We start from the raw sequence: 19,486 nt of genomic DNA, 5'->3' as shown, positions 1-19,486 counted from the left end.
TCTAACGTGATATAATGTTTTTTTTTAAAATTTGTTTTTAATAATATTGTTTATTCCTTGCATTATTTTAGTTACCCCGCCTTTTTTAATAGTTTTCATAATTTTTTTTATGTTGTTAAATTGTTTTAATAATTGGTTAATTTCTGGTATTGGTATCCCGGATCCAAGAGAGATGCGTCGTTTTCGTGATCCTTTAATTAGTTCAGGTTGATGTCTTTCAGAAATTGTCATAGAATTAATGATGGTTTTCATTTTTAATAATATGTTTTCATCTATGTTATTTTGGAAAGAATTAAATATTGTTTGTGTTTTAGGTAATTTTCCGAGTATTGAGTTAACTCCTCCAATTTTTTTTATTTGATTGATATGCAATAACATGTCATTAAAATTAAATGTGTTATATTTTTTGATTGTATTTGAAAATTTTTTAATATGTTTTTTATCAATTTTATTTTCTATGTTTTCTATTAAAGATAGCATATCTCCCATGCCTAAAATTCGTGATGCAATTCTATCAGGATAAAATAGTTCTAATTCTTCTAGTTTTTCTCCTGTTCCTATAAATTTAATTGGTTTTTTAGTTAAATATTTTATGGATAAAATTATTCCAGCTCTAGTATCGCTATCTGTTTTAGTTATGATGAAACTGGAAACAGGCAAGTATTTATTAAATTCATTAATTACGTTTATTGAATCTTGACCAAACATTGCATCGGCTACAAAAAATGTTTCAATTGGATGACTAATGTTATAAACATCTAGTAATTCGTTCATCATTTTTTTGTCAATTTGTAATCTTCCTGCTGTGTCTATTAATAGGACATCATAAAATTTTAATTTTGCATGTTGTATAGCATGTTGAACAATATCTTTTGGACTTTGTGTATTATTAGATGGAAAAAAGCTTATTTTTGCTTGTTTTGATAGCATTTTTAATTGTTTTATTGCGGCTAATCTATATATATCAATCGAAGTGACTATTACCTTTTTTTTATATTTTGTTCTGATTAATTGTCCTAATTTAGCTGTTGTAGTAGTTTTCCCAGATCCTTGCAAACCAATCATTAATATTATTGCTGGAGGAGTAACAGATAAGTTTAAAGAATGATTTTCTTTTCCTAATATTAAAGTTAATTCTTTTTTAACTATTTTAATTAATTCTTGTCCAGGAGTAAGACTTTTGTTTACTTGATTTCCGATTACGCTTTTTTGTATTGATGGTATAAAGTTTTTTACGACAGGTAATGCTACATCAGCTTCTAATAGAGCTATTCTTATTTCGCGTAATGTTTCTTTAATATTTTTTTCGGTTAATCTTCCTTTATTAGATATTTTTTTAATAATTTTTAAAAAACGTTGTGTTAGATTATTAAACATAATGTTCGCTCCGGTATTAGATAGACTTTATATTAAAATTGTTATTCGTAATTATGTTTTCGATCACATAAAAAAATTATAAGGTATTAAATAAATTGGTTATTATATAAATTTTAAAATTTTTATCAAATATTATTTTGATACAAAAATAAATTTTTTTGCTCTATTTCTCATAAAAATGGAGAAAATAGAGCATTTTGATTATATTTTAATTTTTAGTATCGCAGACACTAACTTTTTTTTTAAAAACACCCTAATATTTTTATACATTTAATTTCTATAGTAAATTGTTTTAGAATATGTTTTATACAATAGATATTTTCTATTTCAATAAAAAATATTTTTTCTAGAAGAACTTTAGATGTGACATAATATTTTAATTTTAATAAAGTAATTTTATTTTTATGAAGTATATTTCGTATTATTTTTTCGCAATTTTCATTTTTTTTTGAAATCAGTATTATTGTTTTTAAATGAGTTTTTTTGTTTGTTATATATGTTTTTTTTTGTGCTAGTATAATAAATTGAGTAATGTTATTACGTTTATTTGAAATGTTTTTTGCTATAACTTCTAATTTATTTAATTCACCATAAGATTCATTTCCTAATGCGGCTATAGTGTTATCATTTTCTTTTGCAACATGTTGTATAGCTTCTGATGTACTAGTAGTATTGCTTAATTTCCAGTTGGGAAAAAGGCTGATAAATTTGCTACATTGTTTAAATGGTTGTATATGACTGTAAATTTTTTGTATTTTAAGTATTGGAGTATATTTTTTTGCTAATAAACAATGGTTTGCATGAATGTAAATATTTCCAATTATGAACAAAGGGGTTTTTTGTAACAACTTATATACTTCTATAATTAATCCAGAAGATTGATTTTCAATTGGTAAAATAGCATAAGTTGATTGCTGCTGTTCGACTGAAGTAATTACATCAGAAAAATTTTTATAGATCTTGTCAGTTAATATTTTTGAATGTTTTTTAGCATATTTTTGTGCTGCTAGGTGCGAATAAGATCCAAAAGAACCTAAAAATGAGATTTTTTCCAATTTATACTTGTTTAGGTTATATTTTTTTATCCATTTTTTTTGAGTCAATACTGAATCTTCAAGAATAATTGAAAATAAACTTTCAATATATTTTTTATTAAGAAAATGTTTTTCTCCTAATATTGTAAGATTTTTCAATAACATTTGTTCTCGTTCAATATCTCTCACTGGATAGTTATTTTTGACTTTGGTATGGGCTATATTTAAGGATAGTTGTTTACGTTTTGCCAAAAGATTAATTAAATTTTTATCTAAAATATTAATGGCGTTTCTGAATGCTAGTAAAGCATTTTTTAATGTCATGTTTTACTGCCTTTTAAATATTTTAATATGTTTATTATAAATATTTTATTTTTTTTTATGTATATATTAAATTTAATATAATTTAAATAAACATTTAATGATAAAAAGTATAGAATTTTGTAAATATATTAAGTTACGAGTAAATAAATATAATATGTTAAATAATATAAATTTATATACATTTTTGTATTATTTTTACATCTTAAGTATTTTAAAACATTTCTAATTAAAATTAAGAATTTTAATTGTCTACAATGAAATGATATAACATAATAACATTATTAAATTACAACTTATAATATTTCAAAAAAATAAATTTAATTTGTAATTAAAATCCATAGGAATAAAAATGTATATAAAAAGTTTTTCTGCTAAATCTAATGATTTCAAAAAAATGTGGTATTGCATTGATGCTACAGGGAAAATATTAGGTCGATTAGCAACAAATATTGCATCTAGATTACGTGGTAAACATAAAGTTGAATATACCCCGCATGTTGATATTGGTGATTATTTAATAGTGATTAACGCTAAAAACATTAAGGTTACGGGAAAAAAATGTACTGATAAATTTTATTATCATCATACAGGATATGTTGGAGGATTAAAAAAAATAGCATTTAAGGATATGTTACATCGTTATCCTGAGAGAATAATTGAAATTGCAGTTAGAGGGATGCTTCCAAAAGGACCGTTAGGTCGTTCTATGTTTAAAAAATTGAAAGTATACGCTAACGACAACCATAATCATTCAGCGCAAAATCCAAAGATTTTGAATATTTAATTAGGAATAAATATGGAAAATATGTATCAATATGGTACTGGCAGAAGAAAGAGTTCTTCTGCTCGTGTATTTTTAAAAACTGGAACTGGAAATATTACGATTAATAATCGTAAATTAAATAATTATTTTAGTAGAAGAACTGCGCGTTTGATAATTTTGCAACCGATAGAATTTGTGAATATGTCCAAGAAATGTGATTTATATATTACAGTAAAAGGTGGTGGTATTTCAGGACAAGTAGGTGCTATTCGTCACGGAATTTCTCGTGCATTAATAAAATATGATTCATCTTTTCGCAATGAATTACGAAAACTTGGTTTTATTACTCGGGATTCTAGACAAGTAGAGCGCAAAAAAGTAGGATTTCGTAAGGCAAGAAAACGACCGCAGTTTTCAAAACGTTAATATTTTTAATTTATAATTAACAAATATTTATAAAGACCCGGTACAACCCCGGGTTTGATTTTATGTTGTTTTTTTAATTTAGTTTTAAAAAACTTTAACGAGTCTGAATATAGTTTTAAAAGTTACATTAAGTTATATGAATTGTTTTAAATATTGCATAGTAAAAAGTGTATGTATTGATTTTAAAATATTATGTCGGTGGTATTATATATTATTTTTACAATAAGTTTTTGTTTTTTAAGAAATCGTAGATTTTTTTTACTATTTTTTTTAACCCAGTTTTTTTAATAGCTGATATTAAAAAATATTGTTGTATACTTCCTAATTTTTCTAAAATCGATTTTAGTTTGGTGTTTATATCAATATCATCAATTAAGTCAATTTTATTGAATACAAACCATATAGGTTTATTATGTAAGATTTTGTTATATGTTTTTAATTCATCTAATATAACATGTATATTAGTAATAGTATTTTTAAAATTTATTTGAGATATATCAATAATATGTAATAACAAATGACAACGCTCTAAATGTTTTAAAAATTGATAACCTAATCCAATCCCGTGAGATGCACCCTGAATTAGCCCAGGTATGTCAGCAATTACAAAGAATTCTTTATGATTAATTTTTACTGTTCCTAAAACAGGTTTTAATGTTGTAAAAGGGTAATTAGCTATTTTAGTTTTGGCATTGGAAATATTTCTTACTAATGTAGATTTTCCGGAGTTTGGTAATCCTAACGTACCTACGTGAGCTATTAATATTAGTTCTAATCTTAGTATTCTAAATTCTCCTTGTGTCCCTTTAGTATGTTTTATTGGAATTCTATTGGTAGATGACTTAAATCTTGTATTTCCTAGTCCATGCCATCCACCTTTAGCTACTAAGACTAGTTGTTTATCTTGAATCATATCTTCTATTATTTCATTTGTGTTATGATCAATAATTTTAGTACCTATAGGAATTTGAATGACAATGTCTGAACCCTTTTTTCCTGTTTTTTTCTTATTGAATCCCTGTTGTCCATCTTGTGCTTTAAATATTTTGGTAAATTTAAAGTCAATTAAAGTATTTAAATTTGTTACCGTTTGTAACCATACATTACCCCCATTACCACCATCTCCGCCATCTGGCCCGCCTTTAGGAATGTATTTTTCTCTTCTGAAACTAGTTCGCCCATGTCCTCCGTTTCCTGCGATTACATGAATTATAGCTTTATCAAGGAATTTCATTTTTATCTCTTAAAATTAAGAAATTAGAAAATAATATATAAAGTTTGTTATATTTTAATAACAAATAATATTAATTAGTAATTAATAGAATTGTTTTCGAAATAATACATATGGAGATGTATTATTTCTAATAAAATATAAAATTCGTTCTAATTAATTGATGTAACTAAATATTTATGATATTTGTGTTTTGTGTTAATTTCTTTTTACTAACATCATTTATAATATTAAAATATTATTATTCAGGTATTATGCTAACGTATGTTCTATTGCATTTTCCTTTTTTTTCAAATTTTACTTTGCCTTGAGATGTTGCAAACAAAGTATGATCTTTAGCGCAATCAACATTATTTCCTGCATGAAATTTTGTACCTCTTTGACGAACAATAATACTACCCGAACGTATTGTTTCTCCTCCGAAATGTTTTACTCCTAATCTTTTTGAATGTGAGTCTCTTCCGTTTCTACTTGACCCACCTGCTTTTTTATGAGCCATTGTTTTGTTCTCTATAATTATTATGTATGTTTGTAATTAATACATCAGTAAAATTTTGACGATGTCCTTGTTGTTTTTTATAATGTTTTCGACGATTAAATTTGATAATTTTAATTTTTTTATGTCGTCCATGATTAATTATATTTGCTAATATAAAATTATTATGTATATGTGGTTTTCCTATTGTAATATGTGTACCATTGCAACACATTAATATTTTTTTAAACTTTATTTGTGTTCCTATAGATTGATTTATTTTTTCTAATCTAATAGTTTGTCCTTTTATAACTTTGTGTTGTTTTCCACCACTTTTAAAAATTGCGTACATAGGATTCCTTATAAATATAAGTATTTAAAACAACAAGATTGAAATAGTAGTTTAATTAAATTTAGTTAAAAAAATAAGTTTAATTGTTGTTAAAGATAAATTTGTGTATGTAATTATTATACATCTTAAAAAATCGTTAAAAGTAGAATATAACTTTTTAATATTTTAAAAAATTTAGAACTTTAAATAGTTCCAAAATATGAATTGATTGCTTAAATTATAAAGAATTTTATAATTTAGTTGCATATTTTTGCTCCAATAGATTGTAATTTTTCTTGAAATCGTTCATATCCTCGTTTAATGTAATGTATATTTTTTACGATAGTAGTTCCATCTGCAATACAACCTGCTAAAATTAAACTAGCACAAGAACGTAAGTCAGATGCAAATACTGTAGCAGAATATAATTTTTTTACTCCATAACAAAAAAGTGAATTATTTTTTATTTGAGCTTTTGCACCCATTTTTTTTAGTTCAGAAACATATGAAAATCGGTTTTCAAATATTGTTTCAGTAACTATGCTATTTCCATGTGATACTAAATTTAATAAGCTAAATATAGCTTGCATATCTGTTGGAAACCCTGGGTATGGTGCTGTTTTAATATTAATAGCTTTAGAATAAATCCCTTTCATATTTAAACTAATCCAATTAGTTCCAGTTTTTATTTGTGCTCCTGTTTCACATAATTTTTTAGTTAAATTGATAAGTACATTAGGTTTAGTATTATGGCAGATAATGGAACCATTAGAAATAGCAGCAGCTACTAAAAAAGTACCTGTTTCAATTCTATCTGGCATAATTGTATATGAACCACCGTGTAATTTTAATACTCCTGTAATAAAAATGTTTTTACTGCCTGCACCAATAATTTTAGCTCCTAATTTATTGAGAAAATTGGCTACATCAATTATTTCTGGTTCGCGTGCTGCATTATTAATAATAGTTATTCCAGTAGCTATGGTTGCTGCACTCATAATAGTAATTGTAGCTCCTACACTTGCAATAGGTAATACTATAGTGTTTCCTATGAGTTTTGTTATTACTGAACCAATGATATAATTATTTTTTATAGCGATATTAGCACCTAGTTTTTTTAATCCTGATAAATGTAAATCAATTTTTCTTTTTCCTATTTTACATCCCCCTGGAAGAGATATTTTAGCTTGTCCAAATCTAGCTAATAGTGGCCCTAATATCCAAATAGAAGCTCGTGTTTTCTTGGTTAAATAATCAGGTATTGTACATATTGCTATTGTTTTTGCATCAATATATAATACCTTTTTTTCAACTTTTATTTTTACACCTAATTTAGTTAATATTTTTATTGCATACATGATATCTGTTAATTTAGGAACGTTTTTTAGTTTTATAGGTTCAGATATCAATAGTGACGTTAATAGTATAGGTAAGGCTGCATTTTTTGAGCCAGATATTTTAATTTCACCAGATAAGTTTTTCGGTCCAGATATATGAAATCTATTCATTAGCTTATTTATTAAAATGTTTATTTATTTTTCCATTCTTGTAAAGAATATGTTTTGATTGAAATAGCGTGAAGAGTTTTATTTATAATATAGGGCATTAAAGGTTTATAAATTATTTGTTGTCGTCGCAGCGTATTTATATTATTAAAGATATCGCTAACAGCTGTGATATTTATATGTTTATTATCGCCAGTTACATGTATCACGGTTAATGGTATTTTTTTTTTTAATAGAGATTTAATTGTGTTAGTAATAGTCATAATTTGTTTTGTTATGTAATAAATATGATATATAATATCAGAAGATGTAGTGTGAATATATACTAAAATTGTAAATTTAATATAATTTTAGCGTAATATTTTAGATAAGATTGTGAATATTTTGTAAAACTTTAAGCAATTTAAATAAAAAAATTTGTATGTAAAGTTTTTTCTTTTTTTAGATTTTTTTAGGAAATGTTATATTTTTGAAATGTTGATAAATATTTTAAATTGAAATTATTATTAAATAATTAATGTTTTACTCTAAAAATTTATTTTATAAGAATTATAAAGTAAATTTAAAGACAGTATTAAATATTATAATATTAAGTATAGTTTATATTGTTGTAGTATTAAATAATTTTGAATTTCAAGTTTAATCATTAATATAGTATTATTGTTTACAGAGTGTCAATTCTAAACCAATACTAAACTAACATTAGAAATTTGAGACAACATTAAATACTTCATGAGGCATTTTATATGAATGATCAAATTCCAATGACTATATTGGGTGTTGAAAAACTCCGTAAAGAACTTGAAATGTTGAAAACAATAAAGAGACCTAAGATTATAAAGTCAATAATAGAAGCTAGGCAACATGGTGATTTAAAAGAAAATTCTGAATATCATGCTGCAAGAGAAGAGCAGGGTTTTTGCGAAGGAAGAATTAAAGAAATTGAATTAAAATTGTCTAAAGCTCGAATTATAGATATAACTAAAGTAAAAAATAATGGAGTAATTATTTTCGGTTCTACAGTTACTATATTAAATTTAACTAGTAATCAGGAATTTACATATCGTATTGTAGGAGATGATGAGTCTAATTTTAAACGAAAGTTAATTTCTATTAATTCACCTATGTCTAGAGGATTGGTAGGTAAAAAAGTTTCTGATGTAGCTACGATAAAAACACCTGTAGGTGATGTAAAATATAAAATATTAAAAATTGAATATAACTAAAATATTATTTTAGATGTAAATGCGTATGAGTGTTATAGTTTTTTAGAAGTAGAGAAATTATTTTTTGATAAAGATTGAGTTATACTATTTATGATTAATTTATTTGAAAAAATAATATTTATTATTTGTATATTATGTCTAAAAAACGTTCTTCTAGTTCAAATCGTTGGTTAAACGAACATTTCAAAGATAAATATGTGAAACAAGTTCACAAAAATAAAAGTGATATTCGGTCAAGAGCTTGGTTTAAATTGGATGATATACAGTCTTCAAATAATTTTTTAAAAGTTGGAATGACAGTAGTAGATTTGGGTTCTTCTCCAGGAAGTTGGTCGGGGTACGCTGTCAAAAGAGTAGGGAAGAAGGGACGTGTAATAGCATGTGACATGCGTCCTATGCTACCTATTAAGGATGTTGTATTTTTTCAAGGAAATATTAAAAACAAATGTTTTTTTAACTTTATAGAAACCTATTTATGTCATAAAAAAGTTCATGTAATTATATCTGATATGGCTCCAAATATGACAGGACATTATTTTATTGATCATATTCAAGCTATTTTGCTTAGTAAATTAGCATTAAAAATGTCTATAAAAGTATTATCAAAAGGTGGTAGTTTATTAGTAAAATCGTTTTATGGACAAGAGTTTAATTCGTTTATTCAAGATGTTCATGTGACATTTTCAAAAGTTAAAATATGTAAACCAAATTCTTCTCGGGCACGTTCAAGAGAAGTTTATATTCTAGCATCTGGTCGAAAAATGTAGTAACCAAAATGCTATTTTTTAAATAAGTTGTAAATGTGAGGTTAGTCTCTTGAGTGACATGGCTAAAAACCTGATGCTTTGGTTAGTAATCGCAGTGGTATTAATGTCCATTTTTCAAAATTTTAGTGCTAATAATATTAATAATCGTAAAATTGATTATTCAACTTTTTTATCAGATGTGAATCAGGATCAGGTTCGCGAAGTTCATATTAGCGGACGTGAAATGAATATTATTAGAAAAGATAATGGAAGATATATAACTTATATTCCAATCAGTGATCCGAAACTATTAGATAATTTATTAGTAAAAAACGTAAAAATTATTGGTGCTGCACCAGAAGAACAAAGTTTTTTTACTGCTATTTTTATTTCATGGTTTCCTATGCTATTATTAATTGGAGTATGGGTCTTTTTTATGCGACAAATGCAAGTTGGTGGTGGAAAAGGAGCTATGTCTTTTGGGAAGAGTAAAGCTAGAATGTTACCTGAAGATCAAGTTAAAATTACTTTTTCTGATGTTGCAGGATGTGATGAAGCTAAAGAAGAAGTTCAAGAGTTAGTTGAATATCTTAAAGAACCTAGTAGATTTCAAAAACTAGGTGGTAAAATACCTAAGGGTATTTTAATGGTAGGTCCTCCTGGAACAGGAAAAACGTTATTAGCTAAAGCTATTGCTGGAGAGGCAAAAGTTCCATTTTTTACTATTTCAGGATCTGATTTTGTTGAAATGTTTGTAGGTGTCGGCGCTTCTAGAGTTCGCGATATGTTTGAACATTCGCGTAAAGTAGCACCTTGTATTATTTTTATTGATGAAATAGATGCCGTAGGTCGTCAAAGAGGTGCTGGGCTAGGAGGAGGGCATGATGAGCGAGAACAAACATTAAATCAAATGTTAGTAGAAATGGATGGATTCGATGGTAATGAAGGAATTATATTGATTGCAGCAACTAATCGTCCAGATGTACTTGATCCAGCATTATTAAGGCCAGGGCGTTTTGATCGTCAAATTTTTGTAGCGTTGCCTGATATTAGAGGAAGAGAAAAAATTATTCAAGTACATATGAAGAAAGTGCCTTTAGGAAATAATGTTGATCCTATGATTATAGCTCGAGGAACGCCTGGATTTTCTGGAGCTGATTTAGCTAATTTAGTTAATGAAGCTGCATTATTTGCTGCTAGAAATAATAGGGATGTTGTTATGATGTCTGATTTTGAGAGTGCGAAAGATAAAATTACTATGGGTTCAGAACGAAGATCTATGGTAATGACGGAGAAGCAGAAAGAATCTACAGCTTATCATGAAGCAGGGCATGTCATTGTTGGAAGATTAGTTCCAGAACATGATCCAGCGCATAAAGTAACAATTATTCCTCGGGGTAGAGCGCTAGGAGTTACATTTTTTTTACCAAAAGATGATGTTTTAAGTATCAATAAAAATAAGTTGGAAAGCCAGATATCAACATTATATGGTGGTCGTTTAGCAGAAGAAATAATTTATGGTGTAAATAACGTTTCTACTGGTGCTCACAATGACATTAAGGTAGCTACAAATTTGGCTAGGAATATGGTAACGCAATGGGGTTTTTCAAAAAAATTGGGACCGTTATTATATTCGGAAGAAGAAGGAGAAATATTTTTAGGAAGAACTGTTACGAAATCTAAGCATATGTCTGATGAAACTGCTAGAATAATAGATGAAGAAGTGAAGTTATTAGTAGAAAAAAATTATAATAGAGCTAAAAAAATTTTAGAAGAAAATTTAGATATTTTGCATGCTATGAAAGATGCGTTAATAAAATATGAAACAATTAATTCTCGTCAAATTGATGATTTAATGAAAAGAAAATCTATACAAAGTTCTAATATTTGTACAGATGATGACAATAATTAAAATTAATAATTTATTTTTAACAATATGCTTTTAGAATTAATAAGATTTTAGGTTAGTTGCAAATTTAAATGTGTTAAATAATGAACAAGTGATTTTAGTGATTTAATCTAGATTTAATTAAACTTTAATTTGGACATTAATTTATTATTTTATTTTTTTTTAAGTATTGTTGGTTTTTATATAAAAATTTTTTGTATAAAGTTTTGTTATATTATGCTATCTCTTGAATTTTTAAATGGGGGATAGCCTAAATAATAATTAGTTTAGGTTTTAACATATGAACGTTTTAAAAAATTTTTAAAGCATTCATATAAAAAATATATGAATAGTATTTATTATATATTATTTAACATGATTTGATTTCATTAAAATAAAATTAAGGAAAAGTTTTAGAGTGATAAAATATTTTGGCACAGATGGTATCCGAGGAGTAGTAGGTAAAACTCCTATTACTGCTGATTTTTTTTTTAAATTAGGTGCGGTTATTGGAAAGATCTTATATTTTTACGATGTAAAAAAAATAATTATAGGTAGAGATACTCGTCTTTCTAGTTATATGTTGGAAGAAGCATTACAATTTGGTTTATCTTTAGTTGGTGTTTCAGTTATTTCTGTAGGTGTTCTTCCTACTCCAGCAATTTCGTATTTTACGAAATTATTTAATTTAGAAGTTGGCGTAGTTATATCAGCATCTCATAATCAGTTTAGAGATAATGGTATTAAATTTTTTGTAAAAAATGGTGTAAAATTATCCGCTAAATTTGAAAGACGAATAGAAAAACAATTAAATAAGACTATAATATTAAAACAGTTTGTAGATTTAGGTCATATTAGTTATAAACGAGCATTACAGCAAAAATATATAAATTTTTGTATTTCTACGTTACCGAATAATTTTCGTTTAAACAATTTTAAGATTGTGTTAGATTGTGCTAATGGATCAACATATGAATTAGCTCCAATTATTTTTAGAGAGTTAGGAGCAAATGTTGTTTTGATGTCTGCTGCTCCTAATGGATTGAATATAAATGATAAATGCGGAACTACCGATTTACAAGAAATACAAAGATTAGTTTTATCGGAAAAAGCTGATTTAGGTATATCTTTTGATGGTGATGGTGATCGTGTGATAATGATAGACCATTTTGGAAATTCAGTTAATGGAGATCAAATTTTATATATTTTGGCAAAAAATTACAAAAAAAATAAAAAATTAAGGGGAGGAGTAGTTGGAACTAAAATGAGTAATGGCGGTTTATCGCTGGCATTGTCAAAAATTGGTATTCCCTTTATTACTGTTAATATAGGAGATAGGTATATATTTAAAAAATTGAAAGAAAAGCAATGGAGATTAGGTGCAGAAAGTTCGGGGCATGTTATTTTGTTAGACTATGCACCAGTAGGTGATGGTATTATTACTAGTTTACAGATTTTAAAAATTATTTTTGACGAGAATTCTACTTTAAAATCTTTATGTAGTGATATACACATGTTACCTCAGATAATTATAAATATAAAAAACAATATCGATATTAGTTTTTTAAAAAATTTTAAAATTCAGTCAGTGTTGTCTAAATATAAGGATTTTTTAGGAAAATATAGTCGTATAATGTTAAGATTATCAGGAACAGAAAAATGTATACGAATAATGATTGAGGGATGTTGTTCTAAAAAGATTAATATTTTTTCGAAAATGTTAATTAATGTCATAAATTCGGTTAAGAAATCTAGATTTTCTATAATAACGATGTTTTAATTAAAATTTTATTTTGTATAAGATGTGCAATGTATTTAGTAATTTTTTAAAGATATTTATAGTTGATAAATATAAATAATTATACCATAAGTCTGTCTAATTGAGTTTTATTAAATTTTTATAGATAAAAAGTGTGTTTTTAGATAAAAATTAATTTTAAAATAGTATAGTCATTTTAATTTTTTATGATTAATAAAATAATTAGAATATTTGGACTAATTACATGTATAATTTTTTCTTAGTAATGTGTGTTGTGATAGATATATTATTAATCTTGTTAATTATGATACAAAGCAGAATATATGGTTATTCTAGTTCTTCATTTAGTACTATTGGTAATAAACAAATATCTATATCTTTTAGTAGTCAAAATACGCTAATTTATATTATTGCTATACTGTCTGGTTTGTTTTTTTTAATGAGTTTAATAATATCAAATATTAATTATCATAAAAGTTATAATAATAGAATTGTTACGTACGATCAAAAAATATTTTCTTCTACTAATTAAGTTAGTACAAATTTATTTCAAATATTGCCGAGGTGGTGAAACTGGTAAACACGCTATCTTGAGGGGGTAGTTCCTATTTTTAGGTATGCGGGTTCAAATCCCGTCCTCGGTATATACGTTTTTGTTGTATTAAAATTTTAATTATGTGTATTGATACACTTTCTTAAGATTATTTATAACAATAAAAATCCCCAAAGATGTGGGGATTTTTATTGTTATAAATAATCTTAAGAAAGTGTATATAATAAGCTTAGTTTTGTAGTTTAATATTTTTGAATAATAGTAAGAAGTTTAATTATAACACCTACGAAAGTATATAGTTTTAATAGAAACTAGTAAGAGATATGAATTCAGATGAATAAAGAAATTCTAGCAGTTGTAGAAGCGGTTTCTAATGAAAAATCGTTACCTCGTGAAAAAATTTTTGAAGCATTAGAATGCGCATTAGCTATTGCTACTAAGAAAAAATACGATCAAGAAATTGATGTACGAGTTAAAATAAATAGAAAAAATGGAAATTTTGAAACGTTTCGTCGATGGTTAGTGGTTAATCAAGTATTACAACCAACTAAAGAAATTACTTTAGAAGCTGCTAAATTTGAAGACGTGACAGTAAAAGTTAATGATTATATAGAAGATAAGATGATTTCTGTAACATTTGATAGAATAACAACACAAACTGCTAAACAAGTTATTGTTCAAAAAGTTCGTGAAGCAGAAAGAGCAATGATTGTAGAACAATTTAGGAAATATTTTGGAAAGATTCTAACAGGAATAGTAAAAAAAATAAATAGAGAAAGTATTACTTTAGATTTAGGTAATAATGCTGAAGCTTTGATTTTGAAAGAAGATATGCTTCCTAGAGAAAACTTTAGATTAGGTGATCGTGTTCGAGGTGTGTTATATGCTATTTACCCCGAATCTCGCGGAGCTCAATTATTTGTAACTCGATCTAAACCAGAAATGTTAATTGAATTATTTAAAATTGAAGTTCCAGAAATAGGAGAAGAAATTATTGAAATAAAATCAGCAGCACGCGATCCAGGATCACGTGCTAAAATAGCTGTAAAAAGTAATGATAAAAGAGTTGATGCAGTTGGAGCATGTGTAGGTATGCGTGGTGCACGCGTTCAAGCAGTTTCTAGTGAATTGTGTGGTGAGAGAATAGACATTGTATTATGGGATAAAAATTCAGCACAATTCATTATTAATTCAATGGCTCCAGCTGAAGTTTCATCTATTGTATTAGATGAAGATCGTCATACTATTGATATAGCTGTAGATTCTAACAATTTAGCTCAAGCAATTGGAAGAAATGGGCAAAATGTACGTTTAGCGTCTCAATTAAGTGGATGGGAAATAAATGTAATGACAGTAGATGATTTAAAATTAAAACATCAGGAAGAGAAAGATAAAATTTTAAATATTTTTACAAAATATTTAAAAATTGATCAGAAAATTTCTAATATTTTAATTGACGAAGGGTTTTCTTCTATAGAAGAATTAGTTTACATTCCATTTAATGAATTACTAAATATTAATTCTATAACACAAGAATTAGCATATTCTATACGAGAAAGTGCAAAAAAGGCTTTATGTGCTATAGAGTTAGAAAATAAAAAAGTAATTAATGAACGTAAATTGCATAAAGATTTGTTAAATTTAAAAGGTATGAACCAAAAACTTGCTTTTAAATTAGCAAAAAAAAATATTTTTAGTTTAGAAGATTTGGCCGAACAGGGGATTGATGATTTGATAGATATTGAAAATTTAAATTCTAATACTGCTGGAATGTTAATTATGGCTGCTAGAAATATATGTTGGTTTGGTAATAAAACTAGTGCATAGGAATAAATTAAGTTATGGAAATGATAAATATACAAGACTTAGCTAATGAAGTAGATATGTCAGTAGATAGGTTAGTACAGGTGTGCATAAAAATTGGTATTTTAAAAACAAAATATGACACTATTACTCAATTAGAAAAATTAACTATATTGAATTATTTAAATGAAAACCTAAAAAATTCAAACAAAAATGTTTTAATGTTAAAAAGAAAAATTCGTAGCACCGTAAAAATTTTTAGTTCAGGAGGGAAAAATAAGTGTATATCTATTGAAATTAGAAAAAATAAACGATATTCAAAAAGTAACGATGATATAAAAACATTTTTAGAAAAAAATAAAGATATAAATTTAAATAAATCTGAAATTGTTTTATCTGCAAAAGAAGATTCAAAAATTTTTGTTAGTCATTCTAAGGATAATATTAACTCAAATATTAATGACACTTGTACAATAAGGAAAAAGTTCAATAAAAATTTTAAAAAACAACAAAAAATAAATATTTTGAGTGAAAAAGAAGACAAAAATAATTTAGATAACGTTCTTAATGTTGAACAAGGATCTAAAAAAAAAATAAATTTTAAAAATGTTGTGCTAGAAGAAAAAAAAGAAAATAAAGTTAAATTTAGTAATTATATAAAACTATCAGAAAAATATAATACTCGTAAAGTATCTAATTTTTTAACTTCAAAAAACATTCGTGATCATAACAACGTAGAAAAACATCGTCGTAATCGAAATAAAATATTAAGAAATAAACATCAAAAAGATAATTTTTCTTTTGAAAAAAACTTAAGTGATAAAAACATTAAACTAGATAATTGCATTCATAAAAAAAGTATAAAAAACAAAAAGGAAAGTTTATTAAAGCAAGTATTTAAAAAGCCATTACGTGCTATTAATAGAAATATTATTCTTAGTAGTGCTATTTCTATATTTAATTTAGCAAATAAAATGGCGGTAAAAAGCTCTGAAATAATTAAAATGATGGCACGGTTGGGTTATACAGTGACTATTAATCAAATTATTGATCAAGATATAGCACAATTAGTTGCTGAAGAAATGGGTCATAAAGTTACAATTTGTTATGAAAACAAGTTAGAAGATAAAATTATGAGAGATCGTGATTTTGGCGATGGAATTAAAAAAACTCGACCTCCAATTATTACTATAATGGGGCATGTGGATCATGGAAAAACATCATTATTAGACAAAATTAGATTAACGAGGGTAGCTGACAGCGAACCAGGAAGAATTACTCAGCACATTGGTGCTTATCATATTAAAATAAATAATAAAATCATTACTTTTTTGGATACCCCGGGTCATTCAGCATTTACTGCTATGCGAGCTCGTGGCGCACAAGTAACAGACATTGTTATTTTAGTAATTGCAATTGATGATGGAATAAAACCTCAAACGATAGAAGCTATACAACATGCTCAGGCAGCTTCTGTTCCAATAATAATTGCTATAAATAAAATAGATAAATTAATTACAAATATAGAAAAAATTAAAAATGAATTAACAAAATATAATATTCTTCCAGAAGAATGGGGAGGAGATAACATTTTTGTAAACATTTCAGCTAAATCAGGTGAAGGAATTGAAAGTTTATTGAACGCAATTTTGACGCAATCAGAAATGTTGGAATTGAAATCTATATCTAATGGAATGGCTTCAGGATTAGTCATTGAATCGTATCTTGATAAAGGTAGAGGTCCAACAGCAATTATTTTAATTAAAGAAGGGAAGTTAAATAAAGGTGATATAGTATTGTGTGGATTTGAATATGGAAAAGTACGTTCTATTAGAGATGATTTAGAAAATGAAGTTAATTCGATTGGCCCATCTATACCAGTTAAAATACTTGGACTATCTGGAATACCTTTAGCTGGTGATAAAATTGTTGTTGTTCGTGATGAAAAACAAGCACGTGAAGTAGCTACATATCGTCAAAAAAAGTTTAAAGAACAAAAAATGTCTAAGCAACGACAGTTAAAATCATTAGATATTTTTGAAGATGTTAAACGTAGTAGTAATCCAAGTTTGAATATCGTTATAAAATCTGATGTTCAAGGGTCTTTAGAGGCAATTTCATATTCTTTGTTAAAGTTGTCTAACGATGAAATTAAGATTAACATTATAGGAAAAGGTGTTGGAGGAATTACAGAAACTGATGTTTTATTAGCAGCAGCATCGAATGCAATAATTATAGGTTTTAATGTGCGTGCTGATTCTTCTGCAAAACGTATTATTGAGTTTGAAAATGTAGATTTTCGTTATTATTCAGTAATATATCAAATTATTGATGAAATAAAAAATTGTATATGTGGTATGTTATCTCCAAAATATCAACAAAAAATTATTGGTTTAGCTAACGTTCGAAGTATATTTAAGTCTCCAAAAATTGGCGTTATTGCTGGATGTATAGTAATGGAGGGTATAATTAAACGTAATAGCATTATTCAAATATTAAGAAATAATGTAGTTATACATAAAGGAGAATTAATATCATTACGCCGTTTTAAGGAGGATGTTTCAGAAGTTCGATGCGGAGTAGAATGCGGAATTGGAATGAAAAATTTTAATGATATTTGTATTGAAGATATAATAGAAGTATTTGAAACAATAGAAATTAAACAATAAAAAATTAAACATAATATAATGTTATTTGTATAATTTATGAGGTTTATAGATATGCAAAAACTTAATCGTTCTTTTAAAATATCGAACGAAATAAAGAAAAAGATTTCATGGATTATCTGTTATCAGTTATGTGATCCTCGTTTGTTTAACATTTTAATTTCTGTATCAAGTGTTAATCTTTCTCGTGATTTTAGTTATGCTAAAATATATGTTAGTATTTTAAATAATAAGAATATATCGTTTAAAGAAATATTAACAATATTACAAAACTCTTCTAAACATATAAGATATTTGTTAGCAAAGGGTATTTTTTTACGAATTATTCCAACTTTACATTTTTGTCATGATAGTTCATATGTAAATGGTACAAAAATAACGAATTTAATTAACAATGTATTATATAATAAATGATTTAGAAATTAATATGAGAAGGAAAGTTAGTATTGTATTCTGAATTTAGAAGTATAGATGGAATAATTTTAATAGATAAACCATATGGTTTATCTTCTCATGAAACTCTTCAAAAAGTAAAAGGAATTTTAAAAATCAAGAAGATGGGACATACTGGAACTTTAGATCCATTAGCAACTGGTATGTTGCCAATGTGTTGTGGACGTGCCACCAAATTTTCTCAATTTTTAATGAATTTCAAAAAGCGATACCGTGTTATTGCAAAATTAGGGCAAAAAACATCTACTTCTGATTCTGAAGGTCAAATAATTCATGTTAGACCAATTACGTTTACTAACTTACAATTACAGAAAGTTTTAAAAAGTTTTCATGGAAAGATAAAACAAATACCTTCAATGTATTCAGCAATTAAATATCACGGGCATGCATTGTACAAATATGCAAGACAAGGAATTGTGATATCGAGAAAGGTTAGAGACGCAATAATTTACGAATTAAAAGTTCTTGGCTATAGTTATAAACATAAGTATTTAGAATTAGATATAATTTGTTCTAAAGGCACATATATTCGAACATTAATAGAAGATGTAGGTGAAAAATTAAATTGTGGAGCACACGTTATTTCTTTGCGTCGTTTGCAAGTAGGTAATTATACTAGTTTCCAGATGATAGACATAAAGACATTAAATAAATTAGTAAAATATAATATTAATGTACTTGAGCATATTTTGTTATCTGTAGATAATGCTATTTCTTGTTTTCCAGAAGTAAATATTGTTCCAAATGTTATTAAAAATCTTCAAAATGGACAAAAAGTAAAAACTCATTCTGGTTTTATTAATCAATTTGTTCGTATAACTGAAGGTATAAATAGAAGATTTATTGGAATTGGAAAAATTAATAATATTAATGAATTATATTCTTATCGTTTAATCATATGATAGGTTAAAAAATTAAATTATTTA

18 protein-coding genes and 1 tRNA gene are annotated in these 19,486 nt (G+C 26.1%); 12 read left to right on the top strand and 7 right to left on the bottom strand.

Features of this window, described 5'->3' with window-relative positions; all coding sequences use genetic code 11:
• Positions 1-24: 24 nt before the first annotated feature.
• Together ffh and BBP_RS01775 are read right to left on the bottom strand one after the other, a co-directional pair.
• Positions 25-1,377: a signal recognition particle protein gene (gene ffh, locus BBP_RS01780; protein WP_011091476.1), complete on the bottom strand. Its 1,353-nt coding sequence runs from the start codon at positions 1,375-1,377 to the stop codon at positions 25-27.
• 242 nt (positions 1,378-1,619) lie between these two features.
• Positions 1,620-2,735: a chorismate mutase gene (locus BBP_RS01775; RefSeq protein ID WP_011091475.1), complete on the bottom strand. Its 1,116-nt coding sequence runs from the start codon at positions 2,733-2,735 to the stop codon at positions 1,620-1,622.
• A 355-nt stretch (positions 2,736-3,090) separates the two neighbouring features.
• On the opposite strand from BBP_RS01775, the gene rplM reads away from it, so the two are divergent.
• Positions 3,091-3,519 (top strand): 50S ribosomal protein L13, encoded by a 429-nt coding sequence (gene rplM / locus BBP_RS01770; protein WP_044010635.1) that lies wholly within the window; start codon positions 3,091-3,093, stop codon positions 3,517-3,519.
• 12 nt (positions 3,520-3,531) lie between these two features.
• The gene (gene rpsI, locus BBP_RS01765) at positions 3,532-3,924 is read left to right on the top strand and encodes a 30S ribosomal protein S9 (protein WP_011091473.1); all 393 of its coding nucleotides are present in this window, start codon (positions 3,532-3,534) and stop codon (positions 3,922-3,924) included.
• A gap of 217 nt (positions 3,925-4,141) precedes the next feature.
• Here rpsI and cgtA read toward each other — a convergent pair whose 3' ends face one another.
• From cgtA to BBP_RS01740, 5 genes are all read right to left on the bottom strand, one after another.
• On the bottom strand, positions 4,142-5,158 hold the full coding sequence (cgtA, locus tag BBP_RS01760; RefSeq protein WP_011091472.1) for an Obg family GTPase CgtA: 1,017 nt from the start codon (positions 5,156-5,158) through the stop codon (positions 4,142-4,144).
• A gap of 238 nt (positions 5,159-5,396) precedes the next feature.
• Complete coding sequence (rpmA, locus tag BBP_RS01755) at positions 5,397-5,654, bottom strand: 50S ribosomal protein L27 (RefSeq protein WP_011091471.1); 258 nt, start codon at positions 5,652-5,654, stop codon at positions 5,397-5,399.
• Positions 5,644-5,982 (bottom strand): 50S ribosomal protein L21, encoded by a 339-nt coding sequence (rplU, locus tag BBP_RS01750; RefSeq protein WP_011091470.1) that lies wholly within the window; start codon positions 5,980-5,982, stop codon positions 5,644-5,646. The genes rpmA and rplU overlap by 11 nt, the downstream gene beginning before the upstream one ends.
• A gap of 236 nt (positions 5,983-6,218) precedes the next feature.
• Complete coding sequence (gene murA, locus BBP_RS01745) at positions 6,219-7,469, bottom strand: UDP-N-acetylglucosamine 1-carboxyvinyltransferase (protein WP_011091469.1); 1,251 nt, start codon at positions 7,467-7,469, stop codon at positions 6,219-6,221.
• A gap of 20 nt (positions 7,470-7,489) precedes the next feature.
• Positions 7,490-7,729: a BolA family protein gene (locus BBP_RS01740; protein WP_011091468.1), complete on the bottom strand. Its 240-nt coding sequence runs from the start codon at positions 7,727-7,729 to the stop codon at positions 7,490-7,492.
• Positions 7,730-8,212: 483 nt separating this feature from the next.
• Here BBP_RS01740 and greA point away from each other — a divergent pair, with 483 nt between their 5' ends.
• The 10 genes from greA (at position 8,213) to truB (ending at position 19,462) form a co-directional block, all read left to right on the top strand.
• The gene (gene greA, locus BBP_RS01735; protein ID WP_011091467.1) at positions 8,213-8,692 is read left to right on the top strand and encodes a transcription elongation factor GreA; all 480 of its coding nucleotides are present in this window, start codon (positions 8,213-8,215) and stop codon (positions 8,690-8,692) included.
• A 131-nt stretch (positions 8,693-8,823) separates the two neighbouring features.
• Positions 8,824-9,459, top strand: a complete 636-nt coding sequence (locus BBP_RS01730) for an RlmE family RNA methyltransferase (RefSeq protein ID WP_187145697.1) — start codon at positions 8,824-8,826, stop codon at positions 9,457-9,459.
• Positions 9,460-9,517: 58 nt separating this feature from the next.
• A complete protein-coding gene (gene ftsH, locus BBP_RS01725) occupies positions 9,518-11,350 on the top strand; it encodes an ATP-dependent zinc metalloprotease FtsH (RefSeq protein WP_011091465.1) in 1,833 nt (610 codons plus the stop codon).
• A 394-nt stretch (positions 11,351-11,744) separates the two neighbouring features.
• Positions 11,745-13,106, top strand: a complete 1,362-nt coding sequence (gene glmM, locus BBP_RS01720; RefSeq protein WP_011091464.1) for a phosphoglucosamine mutase — start codon at positions 11,745-11,747, stop codon at positions 13,104-13,106.
• Between the two features lie 223 nt (positions 13,107-13,329).
• The gene (locus tag BBP_RS01715) at positions 13,330-13,617 is read left to right on the top strand and encodes a hypothetical protein (protein ID WP_044010547.1); all 288 of its coding nucleotides are present in this window, start codon (positions 13,330-13,332) and stop codon (positions 13,615-13,617) included.
• 26 nt (positions 13,618-13,643) lie between these two features.
• Positions 13,644-13,729: transfer RNA gene (locus tag BBP_RS01710), tRNA-Leu, on the top strand.
• A gap of 242 nt (positions 13,730-13,971) precedes the next feature.
• Positions 13,972-15,465, top strand: coding sequence for a transcription termination factor NusA (gene nusA, locus BBP_RS01705; protein WP_011091463.1), 1,494 nt, complete (start codon positions 13,972-13,974; stop codon positions 15,463-15,465).
• Positions 15,466-15,479: 14 nt separating this feature from the next.
• Complete coding sequence (gene infB, locus BBP_RS01700; RefSeq protein WP_011091462.1) at positions 15,480-18,110, top strand: translation initiation factor IF-2; 2,631 nt, start codon at positions 15,480-15,482, stop codon at positions 18,108-18,110.
• A 51-nt stretch (positions 18,111-18,161) separates the two neighbouring features.
• Positions 18,162-18,521, top strand: coding sequence for a 30S ribosome-binding factor RbfA (gene rbfA, locus BBP_RS01695; RefSeq protein ID WP_044010545.1), 360 nt, complete (start codon positions 18,162-18,164; stop codon positions 18,519-18,521).
• A gap of 32 nt (positions 18,522-18,553) precedes the next feature.
• Positions 18,554-19,462: a tRNA pseudouridine(55) synthase TruB gene (truB, locus tag BBP_RS01690; protein WP_011091460.1), complete on the top strand. Its 909-nt coding sequence runs from the start codon at positions 18,554-18,556 to the stop codon at positions 19,460-19,462.
• The last annotated feature ends 24 nt before the right edge of the window (positions 19,463-19,486 follow it).

Source organism: Buchnera aphidicola str. Bp (Baizongia pistaciae), from assembly GCF_000007725.1.
GTDB classification, from domain to species: domain Bacteria; phylum Pseudomonadota; class Gammaproteobacteria; order Enterobacterales; family Enterobacteriaceae; genus Buchnera_B; species Buchnera_B aphidicola_H.
This window is presented reverse-complemented; position numbering and strand designations above follow the sequence as displayed.